The organism is Nitrosomonas sp. JL21 (assembly GCF_009833095.1).
Lineage (GTDB): Bacteria > Pseudomonadota > Gammaproteobacteria > Burkholderiales > Nitrosomonadaceae > Nitrosomonas.
The window spans coordinates 1-24216 of record NZ_QRCB01000021.1 but is presented as its reverse complement, the minus strand read 5'-3'; the positions used below and the strand labels follow the sequence as shown (position 1 = coordinate 24216).

Here is a 24216-nt window from a genome sequence, read left to right as displayed (position 1 = left end):
GTACTATCGTTCAGTAATCGTTCAGGATGATTCTCTTAAATTCTCGGACAGATCATCTCTCTTTAATCCGAATAATACACACGATCACAAAAACTCCACTATTCAAATTATCCTGAGGTTGCCGAAACTCAGAATTCGTATATTATTGGGAGCTCATTTTTGTGAAAAAGATGTGAAGAACACTTAACTTAAAGATTCTATGCAAATCTCTTCATTAGGGTATTTAATACTTAGCTTAAGCTTTTTGCTTCCAACACTCGCCTTTGCTCAACAAAAAACCAAACTCACTATCGAAGAAGTCCAGCAACTTGGGTTGCAAGCCAATGGGATGGTACTCGCCGCTCATTCACAGGTCGAAATGGCTAAGGCTGGCGTTGTTGCCGCCTCGGCGTTTCTTAATCCTGAAGTACTGATACAGGCTGGCCCGGATGATCGACGTCTTCCTCTTCGAGACACTGGACCAGCGACTATGCAGCGTTCCATTACCGTGAATCAGCCGATCGAAAATCCCTTCATGCGTAGCGCGCGAATCAATGCTTCAGAAGCTGGCGTCGACGCCAGCCGGGCCAACTTTGACCAAGTACGGGCTGATTTGGCAGCACAACTGCGTATACGTGCCTATGAGTTATTATTGCGCCAAGAGCAATTCGGGGTTGAACAAAATATTTACGATCTCGTGGAAAATGTGCGCCAGCGTATCAAAATCAACGTCGAACGCGGCGAAATCGCACGCTTTGAGCTGATTCGGGCCGATACTGAAGTCCAAAACGCCGCCAATCGTAAGGAAGCTGCGCGATTGGGCGTAGAACGAGCACGGATCGCACTGAGGCAATTTACGGCCGGAGCGATTCCTGTTGACTTTGAAATCAAAGCATCGCTGAAGGATCCGGTTAGCTTACCGCCGCTGGAAGAACTGCGTAATCAGATTACCAAGGTGAATCCCGACGTCATTCGATTGCAAGCTGAGCAAGAACGGGCTACTCAACGCATCAGTCAAGAAAAGGCATCGATATTGCCGCAGCTCAACCTGTTATACACGAACTATCAAGATGCACAATTTACGTCGAATATCGCTGGTGTAAGCGTCAGAATCCCGCTGTGGTACCGCCGTCGCGGCGAAATCGATACTGCCATCCACGACTCCGCGCGTATACGTGACACACTCGAGTTCCGTCGCTATGAAATCAGCCAGCTCTTCGAATCTGCATGGCAGGCATTACAAATCGCACAACGCCGTGTAGACATGTTCGAGGGTGGATTAATCAAAGAAGCCGAAAATGCGGTCGAGGTCGCCAGAGCTGCGCACCGGTTTGGCGAACGCGGATTGATCGAATTTTTGGATACGCAGCGCATACTCCGAGGAATTCTGGGCGATTCATTGCTAGCTCGTTTCGACCTGCAATCGGCTGCGGCAGAAATTGATCGTTTACGCGCACATTATCCCAAGGAGTTATCTGTCGAATGAAGTTCAAATTTTCGTTCATATGTTCCATTGCTATTCTTGCATTTCTTTTTGTTGGGTGTGATAAAAAAGCTCCAGAGACACAAACACAATCCTCGTCACCAGAGCCTGAAGAAAAAGATATCAACAGCATTACTGTTCGCCCTGAATTAGCGGCTCGCTTAAAAATTGGGCAACCGACATTCATCGACTTGGCCGATAAAATACTCGTACCAAGTCGAGTTCAAGTCGACGAAGAACGCACCGCACAAATTGGCTCTTATGTCACAGGACGTATCATCAACATGTTCGTGATATTAGGAGATTACGTAAAAGCAGGCGATCGATTAGCGCGAATCACCAGTCCGGATTTGACGCAGGCTCAACTTGCTTATCTTCGCGCGCTGTCGCGTGTCATCGTTACTCAAAAAGCCTCCGACCGCGCACGTCATTTACTTGCTGCTGATGTCATTCCGCTGGCGGAGGTAGAGCGCCGGCAATCAGAACTGGAAATTGCCCAAGCCGAGCTAAGTGCTGCAACAGATCAGCTCAAATTATTTGGAATGGCCGATCAAGAATTGAATGAGCTGAAGAAACAAGGAAAAATTCTGCCATGGATGGATATCAAAGCCACTCGCGAAGGCTATGTAATCGCTCGAAATGTGATCGTAGGCCAAGTAGTTCAACCCTCCGATCCACTATTTCAAGTTGCAGATCTTTCCCATGTCTGGGTCGTCGGGGACGTACCCGAGCAAATTGCCCGTGATGTAAGGCTTGGTCAGCATGTAGAAATAGATGTGCCTGCAATCGGCATCACTAATTTCGACGGTGTCATTATTTTTGTTTCGGATACCATCAATCGCCAAACCCGCACGGTAATGACCCGGGTGTTAGTAGAAAACTCTGAACGTAAGCTCAAGCCCGACATGCTGGCCAATATGCATATCACTGATCCACAGCATAAAAGTTTAGTCGTGCCTGAAGGCGCTGTGGTGCGTGAATTAAATCAGGATTATGTATTCGTTAAAGTCAGTCCGGGTCATTTTCGACGCGTACCTGTAAAACTGGGCCCTGAAGTAGCCAATTTCCGCGCTGTCATCAATGGCCTAACCATTGATCAGCGGATCGTTATGGAAGGTGCTTTTCATCTCGATAGCGAGCGTAAGCTGGCTGAATTGGAGTAACCATGCTCGCTACTATCGTACACACCATGCTCAAGCTACGCTTAGTAGTCGCCGTAGTCGCACTGGCCCTTTGTTTTGCAGGAATATATTCCTTAAAGCATCTTTCAGTGGATGCTTTTCCTGATGTCACGAATATTCAAGTACAAGTGGCTACGGTTGCCATTGGACGCAGTCCGGAAGAAATGGAGCGATTGGTGACTGTACCAGTTGAAATTGCGATGACGGGTCTTCCGGGATTAGTCGAAATGCGCTCTATGAATAAAAGCGGACTGTCTCTGATTACATTGGTTTTTACCGACAAAACAGATGTATTCTTTGCACGCCAGTTAGTGATGGAGCGCATTATTGATGTGACTCCACGATTGATACCCGGCATCACACCAGTACTTGGACCGGTTTCCACGGGTCTGGGCGAAGTCTATCAATATACTATTGAGCATCCTGATGATGGTAAGCGTACGTTGACATTTGAAGAGCTTATGGAACGGCGCACCATACAAGATTGGGTAGTTCGACCCTTATTACGTTCAATTCGAGGTGTAGCAGAAATCAATTCCATTGGAGGGCATGTCAAAGAGTATCAAGTCTATGCCGATCCGAATAAATTACGCCATTATGATCTCACACTGGCAGAAGTGGATCGTGCTCTAGCCAGTAATAACGCTAATGCCAGCGGTAACATCCTAGCTCTCCACTATGAGCAGTACCTGATTCGCGGTGTCGGTTTAATCGCCTCGTTGGATGATATCCGCAATATTGTGCTCAGAGAAATGGATGGCGTGCCGGTTTATGTGCGCGATGTCGCGGAAGTAACCTTTGGTGGTGAAGTTCGGCAGGGTGCCAGTATCAAGAACGGAGATACCGAGTCTGTTGCAGGTATCGTAATGATGTTACGTGGAGGAAATGCCAAGGAAATTGTTGGGCGGATCAAGGAGAAAGTTGCTGAGATCAATGAACGTGGATTATTGCCAGATGGGCTTCAAATTGTACCTTTTTATGATCGTACAGTTATGGTTGATGCCGCCTTGGATTCGGTTTACAAAGTACTCATTGAAGCGCTGGTCTTCGTTATTCTTGTTATGTTTATCTGTTTGGGGCATCTGCGCGTCAGTTTGGTCGTTTGCGCAACGCTTATAATTACGCCGTTGGTTACGTTCATGATTATGAACTATCTGGGCATTCCGGCAAATTTAATGTCGTTAGGAGGATTAACCATTGCCATCGGCTTAATGGTTGATCCTACCGTTGTAGTAGTGGAAAACATCTTTCTGCGGCTGAGTCATGCATCCAGCGATGAGCCTAAAATTATCACAATTGCTAAGGCTGCTGCCGAGGTAGGAGCGCCGGTAATATATGGAATTATTATTATTGTTCTGGTGTTTCTACCGCTGATGACGCTTGAAGGCATGGAAGGCAAGATGTTCAGTCCGCTTGCGGTTACCATTTCCATTGCTTTATTAGTTGCATTGGTCGTTTCGGTAGTATTGTCTCCGGTGCTGTGTGACTATGCTCTGAAAGGAGGAAGCGAAGAGGATACCAAAATCGTCGTTATCCTAAAATCTCTATATTTACGCCTGCTATATTTAGCGCTGGCAAATCCGAAAGCCACGGCACTGGTGTCAGTGGGCTCGCTCGTACTGGCGATTGGTTTATATCCATTGCTCGGCAAATCGTTTATTCCCATCATGAAGGAAGGTTCTATCACGCCGGTAATTATTCGTGCTCCATCGATTTCATTGCAGGAAGCAATTAACTTAGAAACCGAAGCAATGAAGATGATTGCCGCGATTCCTGGTGTTAAATCCGTGGTATCGAAATTAGGACGAGGCGAATCCCCTGCCGATCCGGCCTCTCAGAATGAATCAGACCCTATTGCGGATTTGGATTTAGAAGGATCAGGCCGCTCCCAGGGAGAAATCGAAGAAGATATTCGTAAGGCGCTGGCAGCATTGCCAGGCGTCAATATTGTCATCTCTCAACCGATTGCACAACGGGTCGACGAAATGGTGACCGGGGTACGTTCACAAGTAGCCATAAAAATTTTTGGCGATGATTTGGAAGAACTACGCAAACTCTCGGAGCAAGTCGCACGTATAGTCAAGTCCACACGGGGAGCTCGGGATATCCGAATTGAACGGCTATCAGGACAACAAGAATTGACAATTAATATTGATCGGCGTGCGATCGCGCGTCATGGCATCAACGTATCCGATGTCAATGAACTGATTGCTACTGCCGTAGGGGGCAAAGCGGTTACTCAGGTGTTTGAAGGCGAGCGGCGCTTCACTTTGTTGCTAAGATTTCCCGAACAGTTTCGCTATGATGTTGAGGCAATTAAAGAGCTCTTGCTAAGACCTGCCAGCGGCGCCCCCACTGGAATGGGAAGTGGTGGAAGATTGGTGCCGCTCAGTGCAGTAGCGGATATTCAGGTGATCGATGGTCCGGCAATTATCTCGCGCGAATTTGCAAAACGTCGTGTAGTAGTAGGAGCGAATGTATATGGACGCGACATGGGAAGTTTTGTCGCAGAACTTCAGGAACGCACTGCGAAAGAAATTAAATTACCACCGGGCTATTATTTCTCATGGGGTGGACAATTTGAAAATATGGAACGCGCAATGGCGACACTCGCTGTGATTGTTCCCATCACCTTCACCGCAATCTTTTTCCTGCTGTTTATGTTATTCAATTCAGTCAAGCTTGCATTACTCATTTTTACGGCTCTGCCGTTCGCTTCAGTAGGAGGGGTTATAGGATTATTTATTACTGGTGAATATTTATCGATCCCCGCATCCGTAGGTTTTATTGCAGTCTGGGGTGTATCCATATTGAACGGCGTGGTTTTGGTTTCTTTCATCAAGGAACTTCGTGAACAAGGGCTTAGTGTAGCTGACGCAGTAAAAACCAGTTGCGAAGCTCGCTTCCGTCCTGTATTGATAACCGCAGCTGCTACGATATTAGGGTTAGCGCCATTTTTGATCGCCACCGGTCTCGGTTCCGAAGTACAGAAACCATTGGCTATTGTAGTTATATGCGGCCTCATCACCGCGACGGTAATGACCAAAGTGGTGGTTCCAATGCTCTACCGCTGGTTTGATGACATGCCCGACGAGCCATCCAAACCACAGTCTACTGAAGAAAACCATACAGCTATTGCTTTATCACCAGATTCTTCCTCGACGCCTAAAGCTGTCAAGGAAGTGTAATCACTTACTTGCAAGAACTGATGTGCACTCCCATGTTTTGGGAGTGCAATCCCACATGTCTGGTCAGACGCTCGTCTTCATTTCTTTGCTCATGAGCATCAAAGCACGCGAAATGCGATAATTGCCACCAATGTGGGAGGCAATGCCGCCATCAGTAGACCGAGTGGATGAATGGATTGTTCATCAAACTTACTTTTCAAAATTGAAAAGCCAGCGGGATTGGGTGCATTCGCAATCACAGTCAGTCCCCCTCCAGTCACGGCACCCGCTACGAGGGAAATTTTAAATTCCTCACTCAAACCTTCTACCAAGGAACCCAAATACGTCAATGCGGCGTTATCTGTTACCGCAGTCAACAGCGTTGCTCCGAAATAAACCGTCGTTTCATTCATATCCATCAATAACGGTTGCAGCCACCACTGCTGCTGCCCCCCCAACACCACGAGCCCAGCTAAAAAAAATGCGACTAAAAGAGCCTCACGTAGAATCAATGGATTCTGATATTGATGATATGCAGCCGTAAACCCCAGAAAGAAAAGAAAAATACCCATGAATACCACGGGATGGTGCGCTAGTATCACTACCAGCGCCAGAAAAACCACATGAATTACTACAATCAGCCAGGGCGTTGCGAGTTCCGAAGATTCCCCCGTCTGACTGATCAGCTTCAATTCATGCCGAAATAACCAGGTGACAGTCAGCGCATTCAGTATCACTGCCAACGCAGCCTTCCAACCGAATGTCATCATCATGAAAGCCATATCCCAGTTCCATTTTCCCGCCACCATCAACACCGGCGGTGCTGCAAACGGGGTCAACGTACCACCGATGGATACATTGACAAACAACACGCCGACGGTGGCATATTTCAAGCGGGTGGAAACCTCTTTGCCCAACACGATATCCCGCAACATTATCGCGGCAAGTGTCATCGCGGCAGGTTCAGTAATGAATGAGCCTAATAACGGAACGAATGACAGTAATAAACAATACGTAGCCGTGCCAGTGTTAATCGGCAGCAGATGCGCAATGCGCTGGACCCATGCTGCAGCAAGATCCAGAATCGGTCGTGTTCCAGCTATCACCATGATGACAAACACGAACATCGGTTCCGTAAAATCACGCGATTCGAGATAGCCAATCGCTTCATGCTTACCATCTGATAGGAAGATAAACAATATCAATATCATCGCCCAGAATCCGAAGACTACCTCCACCTCACCCAGCAAATGCCAGATACCGGCGTGCTGCGGCTGGCTATGAGCCAAACGCTCAAAAAATCTGGTTGAAAAAGTATGAACCACTGCGACTGCAAACAATAGCGCAGCGATTAATTGAATAGACGTTGGGTTCATGGTGGAATAAGGTTTTGATCAAGGAATGATGGATTTCCTCAATGATAGCATTTTCACACCGTCTTTCTTGCCACAGTGAAACTGAAGAAAGCCGCCAGGATGATCAGGAAAGAGAACCCAACACGACAGAGCTTGGCTTCACGAATACCAAGCCGTTGTAATCCAGGTTTTCCATCAATTCCAATGCATCAATGGAGAAGAATTAGCAAACATCCTATTGTCATGTGAGACAATTCTCACATGGATCAAAGAAGAACTCTGAAAGCGTTCGCAAGCAACCGTCAAAGATGGCTAAAGTAGATTCGATACACGCAGCAGTTTAATGGAATTAAGCTTAATCGAATGCGAGCACATCGTTTCCAAAGTTCCACTAAAAAACCCGGTTCGATTGGTTGAAGATTCTTCAGCCAAACAAAATAACTAATAACAAGAATCAAATGAATAAATTCTTTTTAACGCCATGTCTTATTACGATCGTAATATGGAGCTGGGCCTGTACAGCAATAGCGCAAAAAACGATCGATATTAGCCAAGAATATTCCGGCACTATGAGTCAATATATTCAGGCATACCGCACGACCGATGCTCCCATCGATTTCTCTACTGCACTTGAAGCCTATCAAAATGGATTGTTCTCATCAATCCATCATTCGATGATCAATTTTGGTATCGATTCAAAACCGGTATGGCTTGCACTGAACGTTAACAACCCCAGCAAAACTGCAATCGATCGCAATTTATTGTTTGAAACTTCATGGCTGGACAAAATCGATATTTATTTTCTCCGACATAATCAGCTCATCAACACTTCTCATCTTGGAGATAGCGAGAAATTCTCACAGCGCTCGTTCAATCATCGATTCTTTGTGACGCGCCACCCATTTGAACCGGGTGAAACCCTCGTTTTGATCCGGATAGCGTCTGTGGATGCCATGGTCTTACCTATCTATTTCATGAGTAACGATGATCTCGACAGTAGGAAAACATTACAAAGTTACAGTTATGGTTTTGTATACGGCGCGATACTGGGGCTAGTCGCTTACAATCTGATGCTGTACCTGGGATTGCGCAGTAGCCTGTACCTGTACTATTCCATTTATTTGCTGTCCTTCTTCGTTCTGAATATCTCTTATACGGGACATGGATATCAATGGGTATGGCCTGAATTGCCGGAATGGCAACAATGGGCAAATCCTCTATTGATCCTCGCATGTTCCATTAGTGGACTGATCTTTGCTGCACACTTTCTGAATATCAAGCAGGCCTTGCCGCGCATGTATGGAATAGTAATCACGGCCTGCATGACTTTTTCTGCGATAATTCTGCTTCTGATACTGATCAGTAACTATGCCTTCGTCCTCCAAGCTTCTCTTGCGTTTGTCTTTTTATCTTCCGCACTCATGATCTTACTTGGCATCATGGCACTGCAAAAAGGCGATAAGCTTGCCCAGTATTATTTAATTGCATCGTCGAGTCCAATCGTGGGCGGGATTATCACGGGATGTGCGATAGGAGAAATCATTCCTTTTAATGTACTGACATATCGTGCTGTTGAGATTGGTATTATGGGCGATGCCATATTGCTGGCGCTTGCCCTCGCAGAACGCTTCAATATCAATCAGAGGGAGAAATTGACTGCCGAGAAAATGGCAGATATCGATTCCTTGACTAATCTCAACAATCGCAGATCCTTTTATAAATTCGTTAAACCTATTTGGTCCCTTAGTCTACGAAATCGTGGTCATGCATCAGTCATCATGGTGGATATCGACGACTTCAAATTGTTCAATGACAATTACGGCCATGCGTTGGGAGATCAGATTCTCATCCGTTTGGCAGAAACTTTGCAGAAAGAAGCGCGTAGCGGTGATATCCTGTCGCGCTGGGGAGGCGAGGAATTCCTCATCTTTCTTCCTGAAACCAAACTGAATGATGCGGTGACTTTCGCAGAACGAGTGCGCCAAAGAATTACCCTGATTGAACTGGCACCCGCCAACCAAGAAAAGTTCACCTTTACAGCCAGCTTTGGGGTAGCTCACAACAACAATATCGTGTCTCTCGATGAATTGATTGCTATTGCTGACCAGCAACTTTATAGTGCGAAAAAACGAGGACGCAATTGTGTTTGCGCACAACACACCTGACACCTGTTAAATAACGCCCTATTTCTAATCCTCAGGAAGGAGAAAAGGTGCGGCGCTGATTATGCCGTTGCTGCTCCAGCTTTAAGCACGTTGTTAAATTGTTCAATCGTCAGCGTCGCTAGATTCATCATTACTCACTTCAAGTTCATCAATCAGTTGAACGATCCGGCTATCAGGACTCATACCATCTGCGAGTACACTATCATCGTCAACATCAGTATCTATCGGATCTGAACTATCACTTAGCTGAGTGGAAAGTTTTTGCGTTGCCATAGCAGCCTCCTTGTGGCATTTATTGCATACCCTGTCAGTAAAACATGCAGTCACGCCGTATGAATCAACGATAAGAAATGATTTTTACTGATAATTCAGATGCCTGATGATGTAGATCCGCAATGTAATTGGATCCTGTTTAATAGAATCGGCAAGAAAGGGATTATTTGATATTTTGCTGAGTTATATGCTTATTTACTACACATCGATATCTCTCAGAAGAAATTGCTATTTCAACTCAAGTCAACCAGCGTGTCCGAACATACTCTCGATTTAAGATCAACCATTGCAAGGCAATGATTGCACTGGCGGAGTTTATTTTGCCGGTCATTAACAAAGTAAGCGCAGAATTAAAGGAAATTACATGAACTTTGATATCTTCATCTTCATCAATAGCGCCATGTAGACCACCCGCATCAGTGGCATCCACTCGACCACAAAATAACGCCAAATGTTCTGTCGTACCACCTGGGCTGACAAAATAATGGTAAAGAGGAATTAAATCAGTAATAACGCAACCTGCTTCTTCAATACTTTCCCGTTTAATGACTTGCTCCGCTGTTTCTGCAGGCTCTATCATTCCGGCAACAATTTCGAGCAACCATGGCCCATCCTTTGCAGATAAGGCACCTGCGCGGAATTGCTCAATCAGGATAATTTCATCTCGGACAGGATCATAAGGCAAAACTGCGGCAGCATGACCGCGCTCAAATAATTCACGAACAATTGGACGACTCCAATCACCATTGAACAATCGATGGCGCAAACAATAGCGCTCGAGGCGAAAAAATCCTTCAAAACAAATCGTCTTTTCGAAAATTTCTACATCAGTTCTCGTCACACCCATGTTCCTCATCATCAAGGAACTCGATATTAACGCAAATTCAACTGCACTTCAGATATAAAAAGAATCGAACCAAAGTAATTGCTAATGTAATCCAAGTGAATCCAGGTCGATGTCGTCGTCTTCCCCATCCTCAAAATCATCTTTCAGTGCTTCAAATTCATCAATGATGCGCGCAAATTGACCCACTGGAATTTTGCTATCAATCAATGCATCATCTTCGCCATCATCATCCAGATAAATTTCTTCATCAAACGAAAGCTCTTTGTTCATAATAATAGTCTCCAAACAATTTTTCATAAGAGAATCTATTGATATCACGACACAATTACAAAAAAATTAAGGATTAAGCACTATTTTTTATTGCATTTCTTAAAATCAAACACAATTACTTACAAAAAACCATGAACTTCGCTGCGCAACCTTATAATTCTCAAAACAAACTCAATAGCTCAAGAAAAAAATTCAATGATCATAATCGATACTTTTTAATAACAAAAGATGACAATGTCAATGATTTATGAGACAACTCAAACAGATGAGCTACAACTCAGTATTCGATAGTATAGATAATGACGACATTCGGATTATTTAGCAATATCCTTCAGCCTCACCTATGAATGCCATACGGATTCACGGTATCCTTATGATTGATGAAATCAAGGATCATACAAAGAACTCAAGTAGCTACTTACTGCCATCCACTGACTTCATACCCTCTTTCCTGCAAACAACGCGTTACAAAATTCGCATATGCCGGATTGGGCTGGGAAGATCTTGAAGACAGCAAAACTCCTCTGAGCAGTCCTGCCACAGCCCCGCTGACGGCACCCACGATAGAGCCTTGCCCGGCTGCTCCATAAATGGCTCCACCCACCGCACCACTGGCAGCCCCGACACCTGCCCCAACCGCGGTACTGGACGCAACATTCCCAGCTTTGCTTGTACTTTCATCAGCACCCGCTGACTCAGCCAACTTCTTACAGGTTTGAATATCCTGTTCGGCAGCATCCTTCCCAACCGATTGCAGATGTGTATTTGGATAGAGAATGGGTTTTGTGGTCGAGCATCCCCACAACCCCACTACCAGGAATGCAATTGGAATCATCATAAATCTCACGATAGTTCCCTCTCAAACGGTCTAATCATCTGATCAATATATCATTAGGCCAAATATCCAAACCTAAGTTAATCAATTGCTGAAAAACTCTATCTATAACTAACGATGCATTACGATCTACAAGAGCTGATCTCGAACAATATGTTTTTCATACACGAGACTGCAATTCTTCATTTTCTCGATCAGCTCCTGTGATGTTTTACTCCTTGCCCTTGCTCGTCAGTGATCCGAGGAATGCTTTCACATCTGCAATGAATCCTGGGCCTACTTCACGACCAAGCTGGTGTTCTGCCATTTCCTCGATTGCATCGTCCAAGGTTGCGACTGAACCATCATGAAAATAAGGCCCTGTCTTGGTGACATTTCTAAGGCTCGGCACTTTGAACACCTTTTTATCGATTTCCAGGCCAGTGATGACGAATCTTCCCTCATCAGCAGTTTTATACGGCTCGACCATGCCAAGCTTTTTATACATGTTTCCACCAAGGGCTACACCATTGTGGCACATTGCACAACCCATTTTCACAAATTTCTGTAGACCGCGCTTTTCGGTTTCATTCAAGGCATTCTCATCGCCATTGAGGAAATCATCAAACCGCGAAGGTGTCAAAAGAGTACGTTCAAAAGCACCAATTGCTTTCGCAATATTTTTTGGTTGAATGGGCTCTTTCTCACCTTTGAAAACCTCTGTAAACAACACATTATACTCATCTATCTTTCTGAGTTTATTGACTATCGCAGCTTCGTTCGGCATGCCCATTTCAACCGGATTCAATATGGGACCCAACGATTGTTCTTCAACATCCTTCGCGCGGCCATCCCAGAACTGGGCGATATGAAGGGCTGCATTCATAGTGGTCGGTGAATTTCTGCCGCCGCGTTTTCCATCGTGACCAGGCGATGTGACTTGACTATCCACGCCAAAATTATCCAAGCGATGGCACGAATTACAGGAAATCGTATCATTGATGGAAAGCCGAGGCTCCAAGTAGAGCTTTTTGCCCAGTGCAATCAGCGCGGCATTCTTCTTTTCATCGATAATGGATGCTGGCAAAGGCTCAAAAAATTGCTTCAAAGTCACTTTATCAAGCTTGTGATGGCCGCCATGCATCCCTTCCATGTGACCGTGATGATGACCCTTGTGCATGTCATGAGTATGCTCATCGGTGTGAGATTTTTGCTGTGAATCAGGTTCGCTTTGAGCGAAGCCTGGGAAACTCATTATGAGCGCCAAGAAAAATAATACTTTCATACAACCTCCGAAAATTAAATATCGGAACTTCAATTAACTTCACCGACAGGAAAATAAAAAAACTTAAGTAAGAAACCATAAGATTGTATTTAACTTGAGGCTCGCGCTGAAGTCCGCAGAATTCATTCTATATCAAACTGCCCACTTACGACTCATCACGAAAAATGAAAGATCGGATTTCACTATTTATTAGGTATTAGAAATCGTGATATGCAGTCGAGTAGCAAAATTACTAGCGCCAGATAATCACAGAACATTGGATAATGTCGACTTGTTTTCAATAGACCCAGCCTGATCCACATGAGAATTTCCGGTTACTGGGTTTAGAGGATTATTTTTGTTTTGGTCAGTTTAGCGATACTATCGTGATCAATAAAAACCCTCTGAGATCCGCTATGTACCTTTCAGTCATTATTCCCGCCTTCAATGAAGAACAATTAATTCTTGATTGCCTGAACTCGGTTGCTCATTCATTGACAGCCCATCAGAAATCCGGCTTCAGGCATGAAGTCATCGTCGTCGATAATAATTCCACAGATAACACAGCAAAACTTGCGAAGAAAGCGGGTGCAAAAGTAGTGTTTGAACCCATCAATCAGATTGGCCGCGCGCGCAACACCGGCGCTGCAGCTGCGACGGGCGATTGGTTGTTATTTGTTGATGCGGATAGTTTGCTCAATGCTGGGATGATGTCGGATATTTTCAACATGATCGAATCGAATGAATATGTGGGTTGCGGCAGCGTCATGCACATGCCCAATTTACCCTGGTGGGGCGCTGTTGCAATGCACTTATGGACAACGACCTCGGTGCTGTGCCGCTGGGCCTCTGGCGCGTTGGTGGTATGCCGCACCGATGCTTTTAGAGAAGTCGGAGGATTCAATCAGGAAATGTTCGCAGCCGACGAAATCGACCTGAGCCGCCTGTTAAAACGATGGGGGCGCCAGCACAACCTGAAATTTACCATTCTCACTCAGCACCCACTGGTAACTTCCCCACGAAAAGTTCAACTCTATTCGGGCCGGGAAATAGCGCAACAAATCTTGAGTGTCATGCTCAGTCCTCGCAAGGTACTGCACGATAAGAAGAAACTCCCGATCTGGTATGATGGACGACGATAACAGTTAAGCAATCAACCCTAATTGCTCAGCATCACGCAGCATCAGCGCTACTGCGAGCAATCACGTATTTCTCCAACTCTACGGCTAAGAACACGATCAGCCCGAATGCAACAATGCGCCCCCAGGCAGCCACAGTCAGGTCAGTCGTTCCAAATAACTGCTGCATGACCGGTAAATAAGTAAATGCCAACTGAACAATCACTAACAAGCCAATCGAAACCAGAATATAGCGATTACCCAGCAATCCCTCGCGCGACAAGACGGGAGCCAGCAAATAGCGGCAATTGTACAGATATACAATTTGACCCATCACCAGCACATTCACCACCACTGTCCGGCTGAATTCGATGCTGAAACCTTGCATGATCTCGAGAAAATATAACGCAAAGCCGCCGCCAATCATCAGCAATGCCACAAAAACGATACGCCATATCAGGAAACCCGACAAAATAGGAGCATGGGGATCTTGAGGCGGACGGGACATGACACCTGTCTCGGGGCGCTCAAAGGATAATGAAATAGCCAGGGTGACTGTCGTTACCATATTGATCCATAGAATCTGCACCGGCGTGATCGGCAACGCCATGCCCAGAAGCACCGCAAGCATTAAAATGCCAGCCCCACCGCAACTGGTCGGCAGAATATAAACCAAGGTCTTGCGTATATTGTCGTAGACCGTCCGACCTTCTTCCACGGCATATGCAATCGAAGCAAAATTATCATCCATCAGCACCATTTCGGCGGCCTCTTTCGCCACTTCAGTCCCTTTCTGCCCCATCGCCACGCCAATATCTGCCCGTTTCAATGCTGGAGCATCGTTCACACCATCGCCCGTCATTGCGACGATATCGCCATTTTCTTGCAGCGCTCTGACCAGTCGCAATTTATGTTCGGGGTTGGCCCGAGCGAAAATATCCATATCCGCAGCTATTCTGCGTAACTTAGTATCATCCATTTCATCCAGTTCACTCCCCGCGACTACATGCAATCCATCTCCAATGCCCAGTTGAGCTCCGATGGCGCAAGCCGTCGCGCGATGATCACCCGTGATCATTTTGACGCGAATGCCGGCAGCATGGCATTTGCGCACAGCAGCAATCGCTTCTTCTCTGGGTGGGTCGATCATTCCTACCAACCCAAGCAGCGTAGCCCCCGCTTCTCTGACATCAGCGAATGCCAATGTCTGCAACTTGGCACGCGGCACCCAACAGGCGATCGCCAATAACCGTTGCCCGGCGGCGCTTTCTTGCTGAATTTTGCTATGCCAGAAATCCTGATCAATCAACTGATCCTCACTTGAACTACGTTGATGACTGCACATCGACAGCACTTCTTCCGGCGCACCCTTGATGTAAACGACAGATTGTCCGGCTGAATCATCGTGCAGCGTCGCCATGAATCGATGCTCCGATTCAAAAGGGATCACATCGGCCCGAGGCAGGGCTGCACGCTCATTGACAGGATCCAGCTTGGCTTTCATCGCCAAGGTGATCAATGCAACTTCGGTCGGATCTCCTTGGTTGACCCACGAATCGTCGTGCTGCTGAAGTACCGCATCATTGCACAATAGTCCAGCGCGACACAAAGTCAACAAATCGGCATGATCAGCCATCTGCAACTCCTTTCCCTGCCTGCTGAAACCGCCGCTGGGCGCATACCCCACGCCACTGACTAATAATTGATGATCCACAGTAATCACTGTTCGCACGGTCATTTCATTGCGCGTCAACGTACCGGTCTTATCCGTGCAGATCACCGTCACCGCGCCGAGTGACTCGACCGCCGGCAATCTGCGCACGATGGCATGATGGCGCGCCATGTTCTGCACGCCCAGCGCCAACGAAATCGTCATGATCGCAGGCAATCCTTCCGGAATTGCGGCAATCGCCATGCTGATCGCGGCCATCAACATTTCCTGTACCGGATAATCGTGCAGCAGCAGCCCGTACATGAAAATTGCCGTAGCGAGCAGCACAATCGCCAGCGTCAACCAACGCCCAAAGATCGCCATTTGCCTCAACAATGGCGAAGCCAGTCTATCCACCTTGGCGATCATCTGGCTGATGCGGCCAATTTCAGTATGCTGACCCGTTGCGATCACTACACCTGTTCCTTGACCGTATACAACCAATGTGCCGGAGTAGGCGATACATGAACGATCGGCAATTACCGTTCTTGAATCGACCGCGTGAATGGATTTGTCCACAGCTTCCGATTCACCCGTCAACACTGCCTCTTCAATCCGCATATTCTTACAACGGATCAACCGAATATCGGCAGGTACCTTATCTCCAGACTGCAGCAACACGATATCTCCAGGCACCAATTGTTCAGCAGCAATAGAATGGGATGCGTTTTCGCGCATTACTACCGCATTCAATGACAGCATATGCCGAATGGCATTCAAGGCTTTTTCGGCTTTACCTTCTTGAATAAAACCAATCAAGGCATTAATCACGACTACGCCGATAATGACTGCACTATCGATCCAATGCGCCCAAAAAGCCGTCATGACCGCCGCGGCGATCAAAATATAGATCAGCACATTATGAAATTGCTGCAGAAAGCGGAGCATCGCATTTTTCTGCTGAGGTGGTGGCAGAGAATTAGCGCCATACTGTTCGAAGCGCCGCTGCGCTTCCTGTCGCGACAATCCAGCAAGCGTCGAGCGCAGAAGTTCAATCGCCTGCTGCGGCGAATGACTATGCCATGCAAAGTCAGATTCTGGTAACGCCGATGCTTGTGGTTGTTTATCCGCCATACAATCATCCTTGATGCAGCAATATCGAATGCTACTTTTCTGATGTGAATCCCGTTTCAATAATTTGTATTAACCAATTCACTGCAGCTACAATGAACAGCAATCAAACCAATCTCTCACACAACATAGCCCCTGGAGCCTACATGAAATACCTTATCACACTGATGACGCTCTTCACCATTTTCCTTACACTACCACTGCACGCATCCGGCCGGGTACCTTTCGGCCATCAGCTTATTCCGGTTCAAAATTACAGCCGCGCAACCGAGCAAATTGCGATTTCTGGCCTTATCGGCGATGGCGGGGTACAGGCATTGGTTGCCACCGGATTCAAAACCGTAATCGATTTACGCACTGCAAATGAAGGCACAGCCGATGAGAAAGCATTAGTGGAACGAGCCGGTTTGACTTACTTCAATATACCGATGACCGTTGCCGGAATCAGCGAGGAACAACTGGCGGCATTCACTCAAGCCATCGAATCAGCGCAGATGCCTACGCTCATCCATTGTGGATCGGGTAATCGCGCCGGTGCAATGTGGGCAAGTTATCAAATCAAGAAAGGCATGGATCCCGAAGCAGCGCTGGAAGCTGGCCGGAAAGCAGGCATGCGCCCCCCCATGGAAGAGAAAGTCCGTGAGTCCTTCATCCGCTGATAATGACTCATTTCTTTTAAAGAAGGACTGAAATCCCACGAATGATCATCGCAACGGCTACCCCTATCGCCACTATCGCAAAACCTTGTTGCAATCGAGCGTCAGTGAAGCGGAAGGCGAAAATACGCCCGATCAGCATACCTGCGAAGGTTCCGCCAGTAAATGCCAATGCGATAGGCCAGTTCAATTTGTTCATTGCTGTGGCAGAGATCACGCCTATGGCTGAAATGACTGCAATCACCGCCAGGGAGGTTGCAACAATGGATTGCATAGGCAAGTTGGAAACTTTTTTTAAGGCTGGAACAATTACGAATCCTCCACCTACACCTAACAATCCTGATAAGAACCCCATTACGGCTCCTGCCAGAGCCAATGCACGGGCGCACGACCATGTCCACATCAAGCGGACGCCATTATACTCAAGCTGACAGGGTTGGAGAGAGGCATCGGCTTGGAGTTGCGATTCACGCTGTACCGCAGCCTTTGCAATTACTCCTGGCTGTTTTTCAGCGTGGCGCCACATATCTATCGCAACGACAATTAACACGGATGCGAATAGAAGGGTTAAGGGTGCATTTGGTAGTCTATGAGCAAGCCACAAACCCATGGGGGCAGCAATCACGCCTGTCCCAGCAATGAATCCCGCAGCCCGGTAGCGCACATTTCCCTGCAGATGAGCATGCACTGCCGCAATTGTCGAGGCCATGCATACAGCCAACAGCGCAATAGGCGCGGCTTCAGCGACGTCAAGATGGAACGCGAATACCAATAAAGGAACCGCAAGAATGGTCGCCCCTGCACCCGTCAATGCGAGTATGACGCCGATGAGAAAACCAAGCACCACACTGATGAATACAATTTCCACGCGCTCGGAGCACCATCCACAATATCAATTGCCCCATGATACTTGATAGCAGAAGGTTATGCGAAACCTTGCTGTTAATTAGGCAAATTGATCGTTGTTGGAAAAACTTTGGAAAGGATCAGAGGCAATCATCGGGTAAGGCAAAATCAGATGAAATCACAGTCTACGTCGATAGCTGAGCATTTTGATGCAGGATTAAACACAGGAATTTCCAGAGTCACTCAGCACAGATGGTTCTTGCAATACAAATTAAATAAAGTTTCCATGATCTTGATGGCTTCCGAACTTGCCAGGCTATAGTAGATATATTTACCTCTGCGTTCTGTTGCGACCAGATTTTCTTCGCGCAAGACAGTCAATTGCTGAGAAAGCGTTGGCTGATGAATACCCAGCAAATCTTCAAGTTCTCCGACATTTCGAGTGCCCTGACTGAGTTCACATACAATAAGCAGTCGATCTTCGTTAGCCAGCACCTTTAATAAAGCACAAGCTTCTGAAGCAGACGAACGTAACGCTGCAATGTTATGGACAGCCGCATCAGTTTTCATAATTTAACATGAGAACGTATGAATAAAGATGTCGATATAATAAATCAATTATTACCGTCCATACTATTATTCTAGTAATTTTTTTCCAAAACTTTTCCTGCAAGCGATTGATGTACCTCTGGATTGTAGGAAAAATCTGAAAGACTCCTGCGTTCGGCTATGCTGTGGTGTTCGTTAGTAATAATAGGTCAAAAATGGATAAAACTGACAATGATTTTTCCGGCGGCGCTGTGTTGAGATTAAGCTCAGTATGCTTATCTTCGTTAGTATATTGAGTTTTTTTATCAGCTTTTATTCTGCCTGATCGTTACTTCCCCTTTCTCAAAATTTTCTAGGCTTCTGCTCTGATGAAATTCCCCCGTTGATGCTCGAATTTCACAGCGATAAAACGTGATCCTACCGAAATCTCTCTATCATTCGCTTGTAGATGCGTTACTTCACCAATAGCCTGGAAATTGGGGGCATCAATTTTGATGATTTCATGCAAATCAATAGATTGTTCCGTTATGAACCGTACACCGGCAGGTGACAAATCCTGGAATATTCCCTGATAGGGTTTGCTTGGCCAGAATGGATAGAATTCGCATTCACCGCGGATATTGATGCGCATCAGGGTACGACGCGAGGTTTCAGCAAAATCGTCCAGTAGAGTGAACAATGGACTTGCGCATTCTAAACAGCGATCGGTCTGATATCTATTTAGTTCTGGGAAATAGGGCGTTTTGCAGAAACGACAATAATGAGAAATTACCGCTTGATAAGATTCAATCGATGATTGCGGGGTAACGTCCAGATGTTCATTGTGCTGCGAGTCGCCATATTTGCCCGGAGATTCCTCTTGAGTAGCGCTCACAGGATGAGAAGCCAGTAACACATCATATCGTTGTCGGGTTTCAGGATTGGATAATACACGATAGGCTTCTTCTAATAACGCTTGATCAATAGAAGCATTCTTCTTCAGCGCCCGATAACTTACTGCTATGGCAGTAACGGGAGCATCGGATTGAATTTGTAGCACGCGATAAAAATTATATTCATTCCAATTGGTCGTGTATGCGTAGCCATGTTGATTCAACTCAGGGTTCGAATTTGAACCAAATGCTCCTTGGCTGAGTGTGTGGATATGGTAATGCTTCAATAGTTCACGATCATATACTGCTCGTCTTACCGGATCTCCAAGCGTATCGTATGCGTGATCAAGTAATTCTTCGTTCCAATTTGAATCACTTAAATCAGGTCGCATTTTGAGTCTTTGCACCAATATTCGGTAGTTCTCCCGAATCACTGCCATCGATGCATCAGGCTGAACATAAAGAATTCGATAAAAATTTCGCCGTTCGATCATGAGAAAACTGAAGAATCATTCCAAATTGAGATTATCCGCTTTAGCGCGATAGCTTGCCCTATTACACAAGAAAATGTGCTTTCCAACGTATTACGGATAATTATTACTGAATCGGAATGATATCTTACACTCACTGTAGCAGGGTCATTCACCATTTTTTATGATGGGCTTGCAATTCATTAAAAATCACATATAATGAGAACAATTCTCATTACGATATCTCTATACAAAATTATGGATACTCTAACTATTTCCCCAACAGTCGTCAGAAATCTCTATGAATCCGAAAGAAAAAAATTCGAAACATCAATTGATAGCAATACGCTCTTCAAAGATACGGACGTGGTCTTTATTATGCACAAAGGCGAGCAGTATTCTCTGCGCCGCACACGTAACGGGAAATTGATACTAAACAAATAGTGGCCTTAGGATATATATCATGTATATTTGTACGTGCAAGCTAACACGGAATAATCCACGATGGAACAGGAAATAAGGTTGGTTACAAGTAAGATAGTGAACAACTTCTCTGAGTGGGATTAATCACGTACAAAAATACCTGTCTAAGGAGATAAAAATGAAAGGCAATGCCGATATTATCCGCTGGCTGAATCAACAATTACAGCATGAATTGACTGCTATTAATCAATATTTTCTGCATGCTCGCATGTACAAAAACTGGGGATTCAATGATCTCGGAAAGCATGAATTCGATGAATCCTGTGAAGAAATGAAACATGCCGACCTTTTGATTGAGCGAATTTTGTTATTAGAAGGCTTACCCAATTTACAAGATCTCGGTAAGCTCATGATTGGTGAAACTGCTGAAGAGTGTGTTGCTTGTGATTTAAAGCTTGAGTACATTTCACGCGAGACATTACTCGCAGCTATTGCGGCATGTGAAACAGCTCATGATTTCGTATCTCGTGAAATTTTTGAACATATTCTTGAGGATACTGAGAAGCACATCGACTGGTTAGAAACGCAACTCAGCCTCATACAGAAAGTCGGTGTCCATAATTGGTTGCAAAGCCAGATGTAAGGTAGCTCTGAAAAAGAATTAATTGACGATCAGGCATCGTTGAGTCAGATAAAAATGCATTGATAGCAATAAAAACGAGCATTGAAAGTCTGATTTGAAAGTAATATCGCTAAACGCAACAGTTTTTCAGAACTTCCATAACTTTTTCCTTGGCCGCTGGAGTTATTCCTCCTTCTTCAGCGGCACTTTAGCCAGCCAACCTGTAACCCTCAGGTCAGCCAGCCATTTTTTTAGTTGCTGATGACTTGTGGGAGAAGCAATAATGAAATTTCTTCAAAAAAAACTGGCTTTAGCTGACAATGCCGCGCCTGATACTAACGATCAGTATCACTCCTCTGACATCTATGATCTCTGCAGCACTTTGTCCTTCTGGTTACGTAAACTCGACAAAATATGCCGCAGTCTCGATCCGTATTCCTCAGTCCGCACCTCAACTTACTTTTCAGATCAGGAAATTAATCATCCAGAAAAGAAAACAACGTCCTTCTTGCCCGCAACGGATACATCAAGCTCTGTTAATTGGGCACCACTGATCAAATCTAAGCCATCACGGACCACTTCTTCCATAAAGCCGCAAAAGATTGGAAATTGCGCACCTATATTAACAGGACAAACGGTGTTGTGCATTGGCGGCCGCAGCCGGTTATATCCTATTTATAGCCGACTCACAGAACATATAGGCGGACGTTTAATGACATTTCATGGCGATCCCAACGATCAGTTGAAAGACTTACCTCGACTTTTGGAAAAAACGGATATGATCATCTGCTCCATCGACTGCGTGAATCATGAAGCCTATTTCATGGTGCAATTCTATTGCAGATTTACCGGCAAGCCATGCGTACTGCTCGAGCGCTCAGAATCCACTTCATTCCAGCATGGAATCAGCGTCTTATCTAAAATATTCTCAGAAAAAGACCGCTCCCTCGCGAAGTATTCCGATCACTGAATTTTTCGAAAAAATTCGGAAGAAATTAACGAGCGATCATCAGATAAGGCAAAATCCGTGGAAAACGCAGTTTATTAGGCGTCAATGAGCATTTTGGATTTGATTTCAATAAAGCAGAAAATATTAGTTCTCAATCTTGCTGGGGCTACAACTGATAAGCCGGTCTCCCAACGCCAAGAATACCCGGTTACGTCCCGCGTTCTTGGCAGCATAGAGCGCCTTATCAGCGGCATTTACCAGATGATCCTCACTTTTCATATTCGCTTCTTTTAATGCTACGCCAATACTGATGGATACTTGGATGTGCGCTTCATCAATCTTGATCTGCTGAGCATACACATGCTGACGAATCCGTTCGGCAAATAAAATGACCGATTTCGCATCGGTATTGCCATTATGGCAAACAATCAAAAACTCTTCGCCACCCATCCGGCAGAAACTGTCTCCCTTTCGTGCCGAATTCCGCATCGAAGCAGCCACTTCCTTCAAAACCTTGTCACCAATCGCATGGCCATAGGTATCATTGATTTGCTTGAAGTGATCAATATCGATCAGCATCACAGCCATCAACTGGCTCGACCGATGCGCCACACTCCATACATCCGTCAAAGTATCCATTCCGGCTCGACGGTTCGGTAATTCCGTCAACACATCAGTTAACGCATAATGCTCGAGCTTGCGATTCGTCACCGCCAGTTCTGCTGCAAAGCGCTTCAACTGTTCCCGATCGCGCTCCCAGGATTCCTGCAATTTCCGGTAGTGCCAGGCTGCCCGCAATCGTGCCCTGAATGACCGCACATTGATCGGCTTGGTCACGTAATCATCAACACCGGCATCAAATGCCTTGATGACTTCCTCTTCGTCCTCGATGCTGGTCAACATGATGATGTACAGATTCTGGCCCCATTCGGTGGCCCGTAAAGCGACCGTTAATTCAAAGCCATTCATGACCGGCATCAGCCAGTCCGTAATCACGATATGCGGCGAAATTTCCATCGCCAGTGACAATGCCTCCTGACCATCCTTAGCTGTAAACAGCGTATGGCCCCGCACATTGGCAAGGAGTCCCTGGATGAAAACCAAACTGGATGGATCATCTTCAACCAGAAGTATGCGAAGCGGCGCAGCATCCGTTTCGTTCTCAGGTCGGGGAGCTGCCGCATTCATCATTTTCTGGAAGGGCGGCAACAACTCGGCCGCAGAGATTTTGAGCATCCTTCCCCACGACTGCCATTCCTTCATTACCTGATCGATTAGAGCTCCGAACAATTCGGTATCCAAACCGATCTTTCCGCCCAACAGAATCAACTCAGAAATGCGATTGTTACGCTGGCATTCCTCCGCCAAGCCGAAATTCGCAATCTGTTTTCCCAAGTACAGCAAATGTACGATATGAAATGGGCGGGATCCTTCTGAGAAACCAGATTCATCCGGAACCTCATGGTAATAGATTGATTCGACGAAGATCTTCGGGACACCAAAATTGAGTAGCATGGCGGCGGTTAATTCATTATGATCGGTCTTCAGATATTGCCGCTCCATCTCGACCACAGATTGATCAGATGTCTTTTTCTCCATCAAATCGCTGTACTTTTCCGGATATATCGTCGCCAATGCCAAATTGCCAATTTGCGCCATCAATCCACAGGCAAACAGTTCATCGGGAGCGCAGACACGAGTCAATTTAGCCAATTCCTGCATGGTGATCGCCATAAGTAGCGAATGCGACCAAAATTCTTGATAGTTAAATCCTATACATGCGCCTTTTTGGTATTGATCGATCAGCGAAAATCCCATCGCTAACTGTTTGACCGTTGTTAAACCGACATGCGAAATGGCATCGCTCACAGACGTGATCGGCCGGGTAGCCTGATTGGATGAATTAGCGCGCTGAATCAAACGGCCCGCCAATGCTGGATCGGTTTGAACTAATCTGGCAATTTCATGAATGGTGATATCTTCCCGTCTGCACGCTTCCATCAAGGCCAACGCCACACCTTTGGGACTGGGTAATAACGTGCTGATTTTTAGCTCATTCAGGTCAGCTATTTTCATCATCTATTCCTGTAAGCAGATTGGAAGAATGATTCATCATGTATCGAAATAAAGC

At 45.9% G+C, this 24216-nt stretch carries 20 protein-coding genes; 9 read left to right on the top strand and 11 right to left on the bottom strand.

Annotated elements, in window-relative coordinates:
* The first annotated feature begins 244 nt into the window (after positions 1-244).
* The 3 genes from ABF87_RS07290 to ABF87_RS07280 are packed head-to-tail and all read left to right on the top strand — an operon-like array spanning position 245 to position 5831.
* The gene (locus ABF87_RS07290) at positions 245-1465 is read left to right on the top strand and encodes a TolC family protein (protein WP_345789891.1); all 1221 of its coding nucleotides are present in this window, start codon (positions 245-247) and stop codon (positions 1463-1465) included.
* Positions 1462-2625 (top strand): efflux RND transporter periplasmic adaptor subunit, encoded by a 1164-nt coding sequence (locus ABF87_RS07285; protein WP_160828482.1) that lies wholly within the window; start codon positions 1462-1464, stop codon positions 2623-2625. The genes ABF87_RS07290 and ABF87_RS07285 overlap by 4 nt, the downstream gene beginning before the upstream one ends.
* A 2-nt stretch (positions 2626-2627) precedes the next feature.
* Positions 2628-5831, top strand: a complete 3204-nt coding sequence (locus ABF87_RS07280; RefSeq protein WP_160828481.1) for a CusA/CzcA family heavy metal efflux RND transporter — start codon at positions 2628-2630, stop codon at positions 5829-5831.
* A 98-nt stretch (positions 5832-5929) separates the two neighbouring features.
* Here the strand turns inward: ABF87_RS07280 and ABF87_RS07275 are convergent, their stop codons facing one another.
* Positions 5930-7186: a putative Na+/H+ antiporter gene (locus tag ABF87_RS07275; protein ID WP_160828480.1), complete on the bottom strand. Its 1257-nt coding sequence runs from the start codon at positions 7184-7186 to the stop codon at positions 5930-5932.
* Positions 7187-7734: 548 nt separating this feature from the next.
* Here ABF87_RS07275 and ABF87_RS07270 point away from each other — a divergent pair.
* A complete protein-coding gene (locus ABF87_RS07270; protein ID WP_240143578.1) occupies positions 7735-9330 on the top strand; it encodes a diguanylate cyclase in 1596 nt (531 codons plus the stop codon).
* Between the two features lie 102 nt (positions 9331-9432).
* Here ABF87_RS07270 and ABF87_RS07265 read toward each other — a convergent pair whose 3' ends face one another.
* The 5 genes from ABF87_RS07265 to ABF87_RS07245 form a co-directional block, all read right to left on the bottom strand.
* On the bottom strand, positions 9433-9603 hold the full coding sequence (locus tag ABF87_RS07265; protein WP_160828478.1) for a hypothetical protein: 171 nt from the start codon (positions 9601-9603) through the stop codon (positions 9433-9435).
* A gap of 238 nt (positions 9604-9841) precedes the next feature.
* A complete protein-coding gene (nudF, locus tag ABF87_RS07260; protein ID WP_345789890.1) occupies positions 9842-10444 on the bottom strand; it encodes an ADP-ribose diphosphatase in 603 nt (200 codons plus the stop codon).
* Between the two features lie 87 nt (positions 10445-10531).
* Positions 10532-10720, bottom strand: coding sequence for a hypothetical protein (locus ABF87_RS07255; RefSeq protein WP_160828476.1), 189 nt, complete (start codon positions 10718-10720; stop codon positions 10532-10534).
* A 418-nt stretch (positions 10721-11138) separates the two neighbouring features.
* Positions 11139-11558: a glycine zipper family protein gene (locus ABF87_RS07250; protein WP_160828475.1), complete on the bottom strand. Its 420-nt coding sequence runs from the start codon at positions 11556-11558 to the stop codon at positions 11139-11141.
* 208 nt (positions 11559-11766) lie between these two features.
* Positions 11767-12819: a cytochrome c peroxidase gene (locus ABF87_RS07245; RefSeq protein ID WP_160828474.1), complete on the bottom strand. Its 1053-nt coding sequence runs from the start codon at positions 12817-12819 to the stop codon at positions 11767-11769.
* Positions 12820-13214: 395 nt separating this feature from the next.
* Between ABF87_RS07245 and ABF87_RS07240 the strand changes: the two genes are divergently transcribed.
* Positions 13215-13940 carry a glycosyltransferase gene (locus ABF87_RS07240; RefSeq protein ID WP_160828473.1) on the top strand — a complete coding sequence of 242 codons (726 nt, stop codon included), beginning with the start codon at positions 13215-13217 and terminating at the stop codon, positions 13938-13940.
* 31 nt (positions 13941-13971) lie between these two features.
* On the opposite strand, the gene ABF87_RS07235 is transcribed toward ABF87_RS07240, so the two are convergent.
* A complete protein-coding gene (locus ABF87_RS07235; RefSeq protein ID WP_160828472.1) occupies positions 13972-16701 on the bottom strand; it encodes a cation-transporting P-type ATPase in 2730 nt (909 codons plus the stop codon).
* Between the two features lie 143 nt (positions 16702-16844).
* Between ABF87_RS07235 and ABF87_RS07230 the strand changes: the two genes are divergently transcribed.
* Entirely contained in the window at positions 16845-17357 is a 513-nt protein-coding gene (locus ABF87_RS07230) for a protein tyrosine phosphatase family protein (protein WP_160828471.1), read from the top strand.
* 16 nt (positions 17358-17373) lie between these two features.
* Here the strand turns inward: ABF87_RS07230 and ABF87_RS07225 are convergent, their stop codons facing one another.
* From ABF87_RS07225 to ABF87_RS07215, 3 genes are all read right to left on the bottom strand, one after another.
* Positions 17374-18222: a sulfite exporter TauE/SafE family protein gene (locus tag ABF87_RS07225; protein ID WP_160828470.1), complete on the bottom strand. Its 849-nt coding sequence runs from the start codon at positions 18220-18222 to the stop codon at positions 17374-17376.
* A gap of 221 nt (positions 18223-18443) precedes the next feature.
* Positions 18444-18770, bottom strand: coding sequence for a metalloregulator ArsR/SmtB family transcription factor (locus tag ABF87_RS07220; RefSeq protein ID WP_160828469.1), 327 nt, complete (start codon positions 18768-18770; stop codon positions 18444-18446).
* A gap of 331 nt (positions 18771-19101) precedes the next feature.
* Positions 19102-20115: a DnaJ domain-containing protein gene (locus ABF87_RS07215; RefSeq protein ID WP_160828468.1), complete on the bottom strand. Its 1014-nt coding sequence runs from the start codon at positions 20113-20115 to the stop codon at positions 19102-19104.
* 195 nt (positions 20116-20310) lie between these two features.
* Here ABF87_RS07215 and hemP point away from each other — a divergent pair, with 195 nt between their 5' ends.
* The 3 genes from hemP to ABF87_RS07200 all read left to right on the top strand — a co-directional run bounded on the left by hemP (position 20311) and on the right by ABF87_RS07200 (position 22106).
* The gene (gene hemP / locus ABF87_RS15260) at positions 20311-20535 is read left to right on the top strand and encodes a hemin uptake protein HemP (protein WP_345789889.1); all 225 of its coding nucleotides are present in this window, start codon (positions 20311-20313) and stop codon (positions 20533-20535) included.
* 157 nt (positions 20536-20692) lie between these two features.
* Positions 20693-21157 (top strand): bacterioferritin, encoded by a 465-nt coding sequence (bfr, locus tag ABF87_RS07205; protein WP_160828466.1) that lies wholly within the window; start codon positions 20693-20695, stop codon positions 21155-21157.
* A gap of 262 nt (positions 21158-21419) precedes the next feature.
* The gene (locus tag ABF87_RS07200; RefSeq protein ID WP_160828465.1) at positions 21420-22106 is read left to right on the top strand and encodes a DUF2325 domain-containing protein; all 687 of its coding nucleotides are present in this window, start codon (positions 21420-21422) and stop codon (positions 22104-22106) included.
* A gap of 123 nt (positions 22107-22229) precedes the next feature.
* On the opposite strand, the gene ABF87_RS07195 is transcribed toward ABF87_RS07200, so the two are convergent.
* Positions 22230-24164 (bottom strand): diguanylate cyclase, encoded by a 1935-nt coding sequence (locus tag ABF87_RS07195; RefSeq protein ID WP_240143576.1) that lies wholly within the window; start codon positions 24162-24164, stop codon positions 22230-22232.
* Positions 24165-24216: the final 52 nt, after the last annotated feature.